General features: G+C 60.9%; 10 protein-coding genes. 7 read left to right on the top strand and 3 right to left on the bottom strand.

Annotated features, from left to right (window positions below; all coding sequences use genetic code 11):
- The first annotated feature begins 5 nt into the window (after positions 1–5).
- From ACOYQJ_RS07690 to ACOYQJ_RS07675, 4 genes are all read left to right on the top strand, one after another.
- The gene (locus tag ACOYQJ_RS07690) at positions 6–992 is read left to right on the top strand and encodes a 2-hydroxyacid dehydrogenase (protein WP_422905434.1); all 987 of its coding nucleotides are present in this window, start codon (positions 6–8) and stop codon (positions 990–992) included.
- 15 nt (positions 993–1,007) lie between these two features.
- A complete protein-coding gene (locus ACOYQJ_RS07685; protein WP_422905702.1) occupies positions 1,008–1,361 on the top strand; it encodes a CidA/LrgA family protein in 354 nt (117 codons plus the stop codon).
- A complete protein-coding gene (locus ACOYQJ_RS07680) occupies positions 1,354–2,070 on the top strand; it encodes an LrgB family protein (protein WP_422905433.1) in 717 nt (238 codons plus the stop codon). Before ACOYQJ_RS07685 ends, ACOYQJ_RS07680 begins: the two co-directional genes overlap by 8 nt.
- Before the next feature lie 78 nt (positions 2,071–2,148).
- Complete coding sequence (locus ACOYQJ_RS07675; protein WP_422905432.1) at positions 2,149–2,661, top strand: alkylphosphonate utilization protein; 513 nt, start codon at positions 2,149–2,151, stop codon at positions 2,659–2,661.
- 36 nt (positions 2,662–2,697) lie between these two features.
- Here ACOYQJ_RS07675 and ACOYQJ_RS07670 read toward each other — a convergent pair whose 3' ends face one another.
- Positions 2,698–3,420 (bottom strand): hypothetical protein, encoded by a 723-nt coding sequence (locus ACOYQJ_RS07670; RefSeq protein ID WP_422905431.1) that lies wholly within the window; start codon positions 3,418–3,420, stop codon positions 2,698–2,700.
- Positions 3,421–3,648: 228 nt separating this feature from the next.
- Positions 3,649–5,211 carry a 2-isopropylmalate synthase gene (locus ACOYQJ_RS07665; protein WP_422905430.1) on the bottom strand — a complete coding sequence of 521 codons (1,563 nt, stop codon included), beginning with the start codon at positions 5,209–5,211 and terminating at the stop codon, positions 3,649–3,651.
- A gap of 292 nt (positions 5,212–5,503) precedes the next feature.
- Here ACOYQJ_RS07665 and ACOYQJ_RS07660 point away from each other — a divergent pair, with 292 nt between their 5' ends.
- Entirely contained in the window at positions 5,504–8,458 is a 2,955-nt protein-coding gene (locus ACOYQJ_RS07660; protein ID WP_422905429.1) for a calcium-binding protein, read from the top strand.
- A gap of 24 nt (positions 8,459–8,482) precedes the next feature.
- On the opposite strand, the gene epsE is transcribed toward ACOYQJ_RS07660, so the two are convergent.
- Positions 8,483–9,682, bottom strand: a complete 1,200-nt coding sequence (gene epsE / locus ACOYQJ_RS07655; protein WP_422905428.1) for an exopolysaccharide biosynthesis GT4 family glycosyltransferase EpsE — start codon at positions 9,680–9,682, stop codon at positions 8,483–8,485.
- 162 nt (positions 9,683–9,844) lie between these two features.
- Here epsE and ACOYQJ_RS07650 point away from each other — a divergent pair, with 162 nt between their 5' ends.
- Together ACOYQJ_RS07650 and ACOYQJ_RS07645 are read left to right on the top strand one after the other, a co-directional pair.
- Positions 9,845–10,702 carry a glycosyltransferase family 2 protein gene (locus tag ACOYQJ_RS07650; protein WP_422905427.1) on the top strand — a complete coding sequence of 286 codons (858 nt, stop codon included), beginning with the start codon at positions 9,845–9,847 and terminating at the stop codon, positions 10,700–10,702.
- Positions 10,699–12,063, top strand: a complete 1,365-nt coding sequence (locus tag ACOYQJ_RS07645) for an oligosaccharide flippase family protein (protein ID WP_422905426.1) — start codon at positions 10,699–10,701, stop codon at positions 12,061–12,063. Before ACOYQJ_RS07650 ends, ACOYQJ_RS07645 begins: the two co-directional genes overlap by 4 nt.
- Positions 12,064–12,065: the final 2 nt, after the last annotated feature.

Genomic DNA, 12,065 nt, shown 5'->3' with positions numbered 1-12,065 from the left:
TTTCGATGCCATCAAAACGTCCGAGTGTTGTTGTGACGCGACGCCTGCCCGAGGTGGTCGAAACACGGCTGAAAGAGCTGTTCGACGTTCAGTTGCGCGATGACGACACCCCGATGACCCGGGGCGAACTGGTCGATGCCGTCCAGAACGCGGATGTGCTGGTGCCGACGGTGACGGATGTGATCGATGCGGGGCTGATCGGGCAAGCGGGTGAAAACCTCAAGCTGATCGCCAACTATGGCGCCGGTTTCGATCATATCGACGTGGCGACGGCGCGGCAGCGCGGGATTTTGGTGTCGAACACGCCGGGCGTGGTCACCGACGACACTGCCGATATGGTCATGGCCCTGATGCTGGGCGTGACCCGCCGGATTCAGGAAGGTCTGAGCCTGATGCAGGCGGGCGAATGGCAGGGCTATGCGCCGACCGCTTTGCTGGGCACCCGTCTGGGCGGCAAACGTCTGGGGATTCTGGGTATGGGCCGGATCGGGCAGGCCGTTGCCAAACGCGCCGCCGCATTCGGCATGCAGATTCACTACCACAACCGTCGCCGTCTGCGCCCCGAGGTAGAGCAGGCGGTTGAGGCCACCTATTGGGAAAGCCTCGATCAGATGGCTGCCCGCATGGACATCATCAGCGTCAACTGTCCGCACACGCCCAGCACCTATCACCTGCTGAACGCGCGGCGGCTCAAGTTGCTCAAACCCTCGGCCGTGATCATCAACACGTCGCGCGGCGAGGTCTTGGACGAAAACGCCCTGACCCGGATGCTCAAGGCCGGGGAATTGGCCGGGGCCGGTCTGGACGTCTACGAACATGGCATCAAGGGCAACCCCGAGCTGCGCAACATGCCAAACGTAGTGATGCTGCCGCATATGGGCTCGGCCACCGTCGAAGGCCGCGTCGAGATGGGCGAGAAGGTCATCATCAACATCAAGACCTTTGCTGACGGGCACCGCCCGCCAGATCAGGTTGTCCCTGCGATGCAATAGGCCGCTCCGGTGGCGATGATCCGCGTCCTGTGTGTTCTGCTGCTGTTCCAACTTGGCGGGGAAACCATTTCGCGGGCCTTGGGGCTTTCGGTGCCGGGGCCGGTACTGGGGCTGGCCGGACTTTTCGTGACGTTGCTGATGTTGCCGCGTCTGGCGCACTATATGCGCGAGACCGTGACGGGTTTGTTGAGTCATCTGTCATTGCTGTTTGTGCCCGCAGGCGTTGGCGTTGTCGCGCATCTGGACACCTTTGGACGGGATGGACCGGGGCTGATCCTTGCCCTGGTGGGCAGCACCATTCTGGCAATTCTTGTCGGAGTTGGTGCCTTTTTGCTGGTGGTGCGCCTGACCGGGGGCTCGAATGTCTGACGCCGTCGCTCTCTGGAGCTACCTTGCGCGCGACCCTTTGCTGTGGCTGACCCTGACGTTGGCCGCCTATGTCATCGCCGACCGCACCTCCGAAGCTTTGGGCCGCCATGCGCTGGCCAATCCGGTGCTGATATCGGTCATCTTGCTGGCGGTGATCCTGAAGGTCACGGCCACGCCTTACACCGACTACTTCAACGGCGCGAAGTTTGTGCATTTCATGCTGGGGCCGGCGACCGTCGGGTTGGCCCTGCCGCTGTATTTCAACCTGTCACGCGTCAAGGAAAGCCTGTTGCCCATGGCGGCGGCTCTGTTGGCGGGATCGCTGACGGCGATCTTGTCGGCGCTTGGCATTGCTTGGGCGCTGGGCGTACGCGGTGAAGCCCTGCTGTCGCTGGCGCCGAAATCGGCAACCGCGCCGGTGGCGCTGGGCGTCTCCGAGGCGATCGGAGGCCAGCCTGGCTTGACTGCTGTGCTGGTGATCCTGACAGGCATCACCGGGGCGATTGTGGCGACACCAATGCTGAACCTTCTGGGGGTCACGGATTACCGGGCGCGGGGCTTTGCGGTGGGTGTGGCGGCGCACGGCATCGGCACTGCCCAGGCCTTTCGCGTCAACGAAACCGCTGGCGCGTTTTCCGGCATCGGCATGGGGTTGAACGCTCTTCTTACGGCACTTTTGGCGCCCTTGGTGGTCGGCCTTCTGTTCTGACGCTGGCACCATTGGACGCATGGACAGGTCGTGGTTCCTGAGGTTTACACGGCCTACCCAGACCCAAGGACCGAAATCATGACCCAATGCGCCCTGTGCAAAGCCGATGACGCCAGCCCCGTTGCTGTTGCCCCCAAGGATGACACCGTGGCGCTTTGTGCGACTTGCGCCGAAGGTGTGGCCAACGGACCGACCGACGGACCTCATTGGCAATGCCTGAACGAAGCAATCTGGAGCACAAACCCGGCCGAGCAGGTTCTGGCGTGGCGCTTGCTCAAGCAATTGGATGCGGCATGGGCCAATGACCTTCTCGAAATCGCCTATCTGGAGCAGGAGGTGCAGGAATGGGCCGAATCTGGCTTGCCCTCGGGCGATGGCATCGTGCACCGCGATGTGAATGGGACCGTCCTTCAGAACGGGGACACCGTCACCCTGATCAAGGCGCTTCCGGTCAAAGGCGCGGGCTTTACCGCCAAGCAGGGCACCGCTGTGCGGAAAATCTCGCTCGAGGCTGACAATGCCGAACATATCTCGGGCCGGGTCGAAGGCCAGCGGATCGTGATCCTGACGAAGTTCGTGAAAAAGAGCTGACAGTTTGCGGGCCCGGTCGGAAGAAAGCCGCCGTCGTTAGGCGAGCAGGACGTGTTCCCGGCCAAGGTTGAGACCGCACAGGCCAAGCCACATGCGGTCAATGTCATCCAGATCGCTGACAGGGTACGGCTTGGCGGCCTCCCAATATCGCCCGGACTCGACGTAGCAGCCCAATTCACGCTCCCGCGCTTTCACGCGCATAAAGCCCGACAGATCTGGCAACACGTGTTCGACCTGGCCGCGCGCCAGATCGCCCAGCTCAGCGACAGGAAAGACCAGACGGCTTTCGTCTGACGGGATGCGAACGCAAGCGCAGCCTTGTCTGGCGGCATGAAACATCAGCCGGGCAGATTTGGCCTCGAGGTTTCGCAAGGTGATGTCGACCCGCAACGGGTCAGGCGTGCCGGTCCCGTAAAAATGCGTGTTGCCGCTTGCTGGATAGACCATATCGCAGCCGGCAAAGACCAAAATTTCCGGTCTCAACGCCGACAGCGCCCAGTACCCCGCGGAAAACGCCATCGTGCCGCCAGCGTAGATTATGCCGCCATATTGGTTGTTGGTTGGCACATAGCTGTCCGATCCAATCTGCCTTTGATCGCCACGCAGTCCGTCCGGTGACCGGTCCTTGGGAAAGTCATCCGGAGCGACGTGATAATCCCAGTCGTCTCGCACCCGCCATGCATTGTTGATGGCAACGATCGATGAAAACAGAGTCCGGGGCCAGTCGCGACACGCGGTGACGCCAGGAGCGCTTCCCATGATAAGCACCGTCCTTGCAGGATTCATTTTCGCCACCCTCGCTCCGCATACCATTCGCATGCTGCTAGAGTGGTATTAGGTCGTAGCAGGATCACGTCAAATGCCCGTTTTCGTCAGCGGCAAAATTTTAAGGGAATTATCCTTGGCGCGATCCCGGCCACCCACAGGCATGCGGGCAACCACAATCGTCCAGCGAAGCGGCCCCGGCCCGAAAGCCGGGGCGGGGTATCAGACATCTTTGTAAGAGATTTCCTTGACGTCCTTACCGGATTTTGCACGACGCACCAAAAGACGGTTGAGCGCATGGATATAGGCCAAGGCCGAGGCAACGACCGTATCGGTGTTGGCCGATTGGCCTGTGGCGATCATGCCGTCCTCTTCGAGGCGCACGGAAACCGTGGCTTGCGCGTCGGTGCCTTCGGTCACGGCATTCACCTGATAAAGCTGAAGCCGCGCCTTGTTCGGGTGCAATTCGCGCACCGCCTTGAAGGTCGCGTCCACAGGGCCATCGCCAGTGCAGGTGGCGGAATGCTCCTCGCCGTCGATCTCCATCTCAAGCGAAGCTTCGGCCGGGCCGCCAGTACCGCAGACGACCTTGAGGTTCACCAGCTGCAACCGGTTCGTGTCGCCGTCCGTCGTCGCGGTGACAAGCGCAAGAATGTCGTCGTCAAAGACCTCTTTCTTGCGATCGGCAAGCTCCTTGAAGCGGACAAAGATATCCTTGAGCTGGTTGTCCCCAACTTCAACGCCCAAATCCTTGAGCTTGGCGCGCAAGGCCGCGCGGCCCGAATGCTTGCCCAACGGCAGGGACGTTCCCGCGATGCCCACATCCTCGGGGCGCATGATCTCGAAGGTTTCGGCGTTCTTCAACATGCCGTCCTGATGGATGCCGCTTTCATGCGCAAAGGCGTTCTTGCCAACGATGGCCTTGTTGAACTGCACCGGAAACCCCGACACCGTGCTGACCCGGCGCGAGATGTGCATGATCTTTCGGGTGTCGATCCCGGTTTCAAAAGGCATGATGTCGCCGCGCGTTTTCAACGCCATCACCACTTCTTCAAGCGCGGTATTGCCAGCGCGTTCACCAAGTCCGTTGATCGTGCATTCGATCTGGCGCGCACCGCCTTCGACAGCGGCAAGGGCGTTTGCCGTCGCCATGCCAAGGTCGTTGTGGCAGTGCGTGGCAAAGATCACGTCATCGGCGCCGGGGACGGTTTCGATCAGGCGCTTGATCAAATCGGCGCTTTCACGCGGCGCGGTGTAGCCGACGGTATCAGGAATGTTGATCGTTGTGGCGCCCGCTTTGATGGCGATCTCGATCACCCGGCAAAGATAATCCCATTCGGTCCGCGTTGCGTCCATCGGTGACCACTGCACGTTATCGCAAAGATTGCGGGCATGAGTCACGGTCTCGTGGATGCGCTCAGCCATCTCGTCCATGGTCAGGTTCGGAATGGCGCGGTGCAAGGGCGAGGTGCCGATAAAGGTGTGAATGCGCGGCTGGGCTGCATGCTTCACGGCTTCATAGCAGCGGTCGATGTCGGGCAATTGCGCGCGGGCCAGGCCGCAGATCACCGCATCTTTGGACCGCTCGGCGATCTCTTTCACGGCGCGGAAATCACCTTCGGAGGCGATGGGAAACCCGGCCTCGATGATGTCTACACCCATGTCGTCGAGAAGCTCGGCGATCTCGAGCTTTTCGTCATGGGTCATGGTTGCGCCGGGGCTTTGTTCGCCGTCGCGCAAGGTCGTGTCGAAAATCAACACGCGGTCTTTTTTGGTCGTGGTCATGTCAGGAACTCTCTTGTCTTCTCCGTTGCGTTTGGCGCGATTCACATCTCCTCTGAGCGGACGCGCCGGGACGGCACGCTCAGAGGCGAGTTAGGAGAAGCGATAGGCCAAGCGCAAGCGACGCGTGAAAACGCGCAGGTGCTGGGATATGGCCATTCATCATCATGGCCGCCACTATACGTCGCAAATCCCAAAAGAAAACCCGCAAATTTCAGCCTGTTTTCGTTCCGGGGCTATGACCTCGCATCAGCTTGCTGCATATTGCGCGCGAGGCAATAAACAGGGCAATGAAATGTTCCGCAGGATGCTATGTGCAGCAGCGCTGGCTTTGATTCCGTATGTGAGTTTTGCGCAGGACGCACAGCGCGGAGAAGGCGCCGCGCGCGTCTATGTCTTTGGCAATTCACTGATAAACCACCTGAGTGAAAAGTCCGATCACACCAACGTTCCACACTGGCTGAACGAAATGGCAGTGGCGGATGGGCGCACCTTCGCGGTGGATGGCCAGTGGGGGTTCCTGCGCAACTATGCCGACGGCCTGCCGCCAACTGCCAACTGGTCATTTCCCGGGGTTTCCGGGGCATGGTCGCCCAGTTCCGAGTTTTCCGCGGGCAACTTCGATGCCGTGGTGATCGCCCCGGCGAACTTCATTCAATATCAACAACCGGATGTGCCCTATGAAGGTGATAACCCAGCCGGTGAAAGCCCGCTTGGCGCGGCGTTGCGCCTGATCGATTGGGTCGGCGCGCAAAGCCCGAAGTCACGTCTGTACATATACGAAGGCTGGGCCGAAATGGCCGGCGTTACAGGCGACTACCCGCCAGAGCCCGAGGCTTTGGCGCGCTATCACGCCTACAATCAGGTCGACAATCATCAATGGTACGTGGATCTGCTGGATAAGCTTGCCCAGACGCGGCCGGATCACCCGGTTTCGCTGATCCCCGTCGCCTCGATCCTGTCGTCGCTGATGGCCAAAGATGGGCTGTTGGAGGGCCTGCCCGCCGAAGCCTTTTACACGGACTCGGCGCCGCATGGGACCGAAACGCTGTATCTGCTCGCGGCCATGGTGACCTATGCGGTGATCTATGATGCCCCTCCGCCCAAAGACTGGCGCCCGCCTGTCGCGGTACATCCGGATGTTTTCGACAAATACCCGCAGATCGCGGAGCGTATCTGGCAGATGATGCCGCAGACCAAGGCCATGAAAGTGGCGCAGGACGCCGCACCCCAGACCTTGGCCCAAGCGGCTGCGGACGCAGATCTTCCGGCGCGCCAGCCAGTTACCTTGCCACCTTCTGACGTCAAGCCTGCCGGGTTGCCGGCCCTTGGCATGGGATTGAATGGCATCGCCGATTGGTCCACGCAGCATCCCTTTATCGACCTGATGAAAACCTCGCGCGATTGGGTGGGGCATCGCGGCGACGAATGGGGCGCTTTCACCTCTGAAGTGCTGCGTGCCGAGGGGCACGTCAGCCCTGATGGCTGGCCGCTCAGCCTGCCGAGCGGGGCCGACGCGCTGGAGGCAGTTCTGCTGACCGACCAACCCGAAGAGGCCCAGCATCTGCGCGGCGACTATGTCGTGCTTTATGAGGGCAAGGGGGATATCAAGCTGACCGGGCGCGCCAAGCGCGTGCGCTATGACGATGGGGAAATCGGCTTTTTTTACGAACCCGGCGAAGGGCTGGTTGGCATCGCGATCTCGCAGATCGACGCGGCTGATCCGATCCGCAACATCCATGTCGTAAAAAAAGAGAGCCTTCCGCTGTACGAGGCGGGCGTGCTTTTCAACCCCGACTGGATCGCCAAGATCGAGGATCTTCGCGCGATCCGCTTCATGGATTGGATGATGACCAACGGCTCGACCGTGACGACATGGGACGATCGCCCGAGGATGACCGATGCCAGCTATAGCGTCTGGGGCGTACCCGTTGAAGTCATGGTGCGGCTGGCCAACCGGATTGGCGCGGACCCATGGTTCAACATGCCCCATCTGGCGGATGACGACTATGTCCGGAATTTCGCCGAACTGGTAAAGGCAACGCTGGATCCCCGGCTGAAGGCGCATGTCGAATATTCCAACGAGGTCTGGAATTTTGTCTTCCCGCAGGCCGGATGGGCCGCCGCGCAGGCCGAGGCGCTTTGGGGCAAGTCGGAAACCGGCTGGATGCAATACTACGGTCTGCGCGCGGCGCAGGTCATGGACATCTGGAGTGACGTCTTTGGCAATGAGGCCAAGGCGCGTCTGGTGCGCGTGGTCGCCACGCACACCGGCTGGCCGGGTCTTGAGGAAAGCATCCTGATGGCACCACTGGCGTTTTTGCAGCTTGGCCGCCCACCGCAGGACAGCTTTGATGCCTACGCGGTAACGGGTTATTTCGGCTATGAAATGGGCGGGCCCGAGATGGCGCAGCGCATGAACGACTGGCTGGACACCTCCGAGAGGATCGCGACCCAGGCAGGCGAAGCGCAAGGACTGCGCCGCGTCGCGCTGCGAGAATTCGCCAAGCAGGCCCGTTTCGAGGCAGCGATTGCCCCTGTGACGCTGGCGCTTGAAGAGGGATCGCTAAGGGAGTTGATCGACGAGGTCTTTCCCTATCACGCCGCCGTTGCCCGCAAGGCCGGTCTGCGTCTGGTCATGTATGAAGGCGGCAGCCATGTCACCGCCCACGGCGATCAGGTCAACGACGACCGCCTGACCGAGTTTTTCACTCAGTACAACTATACCCCCGAAATGGCGAAGCTGTACGAGCTCTTGCTGGCCGGGTGGGCGAATGCCGGGGGCACCCTTTTCAATGCTTTCGTCGATGTGGCCCCCGCCACGAAATGGGGCAGCTGGGGCGCCTTGCGCCATCTGGACGACCAGAACCCGCGTTGGAATATGTTGATGGCTTACAATGCCTCGGGTCCAAATGATTGGGCGCCGCGCGATCCTGCTGCCTTTGCCAATGGCATCACCCGTATCGCCGAAGAGGGTAATCAGCGCCTTCAGGGAACGAGCCAAGAAGACATCCTGATTGCGGGACCGGGCGATGATACGCTGGTTGCCTCTGGCGGCGCGGATGTTCTGAATGGCGGGGCAGGCAAGGACCGCGCCGTGCTGCCCGGTGCGCGCAAGGACTATGGCTTTGCCCGCGAAGGGCGTCAGTTGTTGCTCACTGGGCCAGATGGCACATTGCGAATGACAGGGATCGAAGAGTTGGTCTTTGAAGCGGACCCCATCACCGCAATCCCGGAAAGTGAGTTTTAGGGCTCTGAAGAGGGGAGATAAGTCTTAGCGCTGGATCTCTTCGATCAGCGTTTCAGCCCCGAGCGAGGCGCGGAAATGCGCCTCGATATGGGCGCGGCCGGTTTCGGACAGGCGCATCAGCGCGTCGGGGTCGGTCGCCAGCCCGCGGATGGTGCGCGCAAGGGCGCCAGGGTTCTTGGGCGGCACGAGATAGCCGTGGGTGCCATCCTTGATCAGTTCCGGCACGCCGCCTGCGTCGGTGCCGATCACGGGAACGCCCATGGACATCGCCTCCATATAGGCGACGCCCAAGGGTTCGTGCCACGAGGCAAGCACGAAGATATGCGCCTCTTTCAGCTTTTCGCGGACCGCTCCGGAATCGATGGCGCCCAGCAGCTTGACGTGATCCTGAAGCCGCAGCTTTTTCAGATGGGCCTCAAGTTCCTTGCGATAGCCGCTGCCACCGGCGTCATCTTCGCCGGCAATTTCAAGGCGCACGTCCACGCCCTGATCCAACAGTTGGCGGACAGCGCTCATCAAATCCTGATGACCTTTGACGACATTCAGACGCCCGCAGGAAAACAACCGCACAGGGCGCCCTTTTTCTGGTGGCATATAGGGCGTGTCGCGGCTTAGCATCCGGGTGTCTACGCCCATCGGCCGGACGACCAGACGATCGGGCAGAGAGCCTTGCAAGGTCTCTTCGACTTCGTGCAGCAGCTTGTGCGTGATGATGGTCGCAAACTTGGCGCCGGACCATTTGAATCGCTGACCTGTGCCGTAGTCCGACAATGGGCCGTGCAAGGTGATCGAATAGGGGGGCCCGCCAAGGTTTTGCGCCAAGGCGGCGATCAGCGCGGCGCGCCCACAGGAATGGGCGTGCACATGGTCCAGCCCGTGTTTTTCGGCGTATTTCACCAGATGTTGGGCCGCGCCTGCAGAAACGAGGGCGTCTTTGGCGAACCGTGGGCCTTCTTGCGCAATCCATTTGGGCAGCCCTGCGGCCGTCAGGCGGGACAGCCCCACTGCCGAGGCAACCGGATCGAAAGAGCCAAGGTAATTGGTCCGCAAAATCGCGTCATCGGACCAGTCATGCGCGATCAGCCCCGAAGGCGGCTTGCGCGTGGACAAGACATGCACTTCGTGCCCCATCGCCTCCAGCGCAAGAATTTCGCGCCAGAAGAAGATGTGGGTTTGCCCCGGAAATTGAGGCACCAAATAACCGATACGCAGCTTTTGCGACACCTTGTTGTTGTCCTGTGGTAGGGCAGCTTGAACCGGCTTTCCCCCGAAAGCGGATGCCTTGGACTATTCCAGCCCGAACCATGCTTTGGCCATAGTTAACCGGCAATCAGCTAGAAAGAAGGGCTTGTATTTTTTGCATGTGTGGCTCCAAAGGTACGGGACATGGTTAATGGCATCGAGGCACGGGCGGGGCTTGTGTCGGTTATACTTCCCGCGAGCAACGAGGCGGCGCTGATCGGCGACTGCCTTCAAGCGCTTTTGGCCTCGCGCTGGGATCGGTCCGAGACGGTCGAGGTAATCGTGGTCGCCAATGGATGTCGTGACAATACGGCCAATCTGGCGCGGGGTTTTGCCGTCCGGTTCAAGGCGCAAAACTGGGGGTTTAACGTGACCGAACTGGCGCAGGGTGGCAAACCGGGCGCGCTGAATGCCGGTGATGCAAAGGCCTCTGGCGCGATCCGGGTCTATCTGGATGCTGATGTGACCGTATCCCCCGGCCTGCTGTCCGAACTGACCGAGGCGCTGTCCACCGATGAGCCGCGCTACGCCAGCGGCAAGGTTGAGATTACCGCGAAAAGCCCGGTCAGTCGCGCCTATGCCCGCATCTGGCGGCAAGTGCCCTTTATGGCAGAGTGCGTTCCGGGCTGCGGTGTCTTTGCCGTCAACGCGGCAGGGCGGAACCGTTGGGGCACCTTTCCCGATATCATTTCGGACGATACTTTTGTCCGCCTCAGCTTTGCGCCCGAAGAACGCATTGGCGTTTCCGCGACATACCGCTGGCCCATCGCCGAAGGTCTGCGGAACCTGATCCGGGTGCGCCGCCGACAGGACGTGGGCGTGGATGAGATTGCGCAGAAATATCCGGCGCGTTTGGCAAACGATGACAAGCCGGTTTTCCCAAGGTCACGCAAGATGGATATGGCGCTGGGCGATCCCTTTGGCTTTGCTGTCTACGCGGGCGTCGCCCTTGTGGTGAAGCTGACCAAAGGCCAGACATCGGGTTGGAGCCGCAGCAGATGAGCGCCCTGATCGGAAAATTGCGCGGCGGTTCGCTGTCCGCGCGGGTCATGCGATCGTCCTTGCTGACGGTGGGGGGCTTTGGCTTTAGCCAGGTGATCCGTCTTGCCTCGAACCTGATCCTGACACGCCTGCTATTCCCCGAGGCTTTCGGCCTCATGGCGCTGGTCATGGTCTTTCTCACGGGGCTCGGCCAATTTTCTGACGTTGGTGTGACCCCGGCAATCCTGCAATCCAAGCGCGGTGATGATCGTGAGTTCCTGAACACTGCCTGGACCATCCAGGTGATGCGCGGCTTTGGCCTTTGGGCGGTGGCTTGCGCCGCGGCCTGGCCGATGGCCTGGATCTACGAAGAACCCTTCCTGACCCAACTTTTGCCCGTTGCTGCGCTGACCTTGTTGATCGCGGGGTTCAAGCCGACGCGCATGGACACCGCCAATCGCCATCTGTTGCTGGGGCGCGTGACGGTGATCGACATGGTCGTGCAGATGATCGGCGTTCTTGTTGCGGTGGCGCTGGCCTGGGCGACGGGGTCGGTCTGGGCCTTGGTGATATCCGGCGTTGTCGGGGGCATCGCCGAGGTGGCGATCAACAGCGCATTCCTGCCCGGGGAACGCAACCGCTTTCGCTGGGAAAAAGCGGCGACGGATGAGCTGATCAATTTCGGAAAATGGGTCTTTCTTGCGACCATCGCTGGCTTTTTGTTCAGTCAGGCCGACAAGATCCTGATCGGCAAATACCTGAGCCTTGATAGCTTTGGCGTCTACAATATCGGCTATTTCCTTGCTGCCTTCCCGATGCTTCTGGGTGGGATGGTCACGCGAAAGATCCTGATCCCGATCTACCGCGAAACACCGCCATCCGAAAGCGCCGCGAACTTTGCCAAGCTGCGCAAAATGCGATTTGCGGTGACGGCATTGTTGATCAGCATGGTTGGCCTCTTTGCCGCGCTGGGGGTCTGGCTGGTCGATCTGATGTACGATCCGCGCTATGCCATGGCGGGGGCGGTTGTTGTCGTTCTGGCCTGTGCGCAGATGCCGATGCTTGTGGTTCAGACCTATGATCAGGCGGCCTTGGCGGCGGGCGATTCCAAGCGGTTCTTCGTGCTGGCGGCTGCCCGCGCCGCACTGATGATCCTCTGCCTGATTATCGGGCTGGAAACTGCGGGCTTGCTGGGCGCACTTGTGGGGCAGGGGGCGGCCTATCTGCTGTCCTATCCCGTGGTGGTCTGGCTGGCGCGTCGGATGGGCGCTTGGGATGGATTGCACGACGCCATTTTTGCAGGCTTTGGCACCGGTCTGGCGGGTTTTGCGCTTTGGCTGAATTGGGATGCGGTTGCAGAATTGGCGGGGAAAAGCCTTTGACC

Origin of the sequence: Pacificoceanicola algae (assembly GCF_049341065.1) — a bacterium.
In the GTDB taxonomy this organism is placed as follows: domain Bacteria; phylum Pseudomonadota; class Alphaproteobacteria; order Rhodobacterales; family Rhodobacteraceae; genus Pacificoceanicola.
The sequence above is the reverse complement of the archived record's forward strand: the minus strand, read 5'-3'. Positions and strand labels throughout refer to the sequence as shown.

Coding starts and splice junctions, on each gene's coding strand:
- ACOYQJ_RS07690 (WP_422905434.1), top strand. CDS start 6: ATGCCATCAAAACGTCCGAGTGTTGTTGTGACGCGACGCCTGCCCGAG.
- ACOYQJ_RS07685 (WP_422905702.1), top strand. CDS start 1,008: ATGATCCGCGTCCTGTGTGTTCTGCTGCTGTTCCAACTTGGCGGGGAA.
- ACOYQJ_RS07680 (WP_422905433.1), top strand. CDS start 1,354: ATGTCTGACGCCGTCGCTCTCTGGAGCTACCTTGCGCGCGACCCTTTG.
- ACOYQJ_RS07675 (WP_422905432.1), top strand. CDS start 2,149: ATGACCCAATGCGCCCTGTGCAAAGCCGATGACGCCAGCCCCGTTGCT.
- ACOYQJ_RS07670 (WP_422905431.1), bottom strand. CDS start 3,420: ATGGGAAGCGCTCCTGGCGTCACCGCGTGTCGCGACTGGCCCCGGACT.
- ACOYQJ_RS07665 (WP_422905430.1), bottom strand. CDS start 5,211: ATGACCACGACCAAAAAAGACCGCGTGTTGATTTTCGACACGACCTTG.
- ACOYQJ_RS07660 (WP_422905429.1), top strand. CDS start 5,504: ATGTTCCGCAGGATGCTATGTGCAGCAGCGCTGGCTTTGATTCCGTAT.
- ACOYQJ_RS07650 (WP_422905427.1), top strand. CDS start 9,845: ATGGTTAATGGCATCGAGGCACGGGCGGGGCTTGTGTCGGTTATACTT.
- ACOYQJ_RS07645 (WP_422905426.1), top strand. CDS start 10,699: ATGAGCGCCCTGATCGGAAAATTGCGCGGCGGTTCGCTGTCCGCGCGG.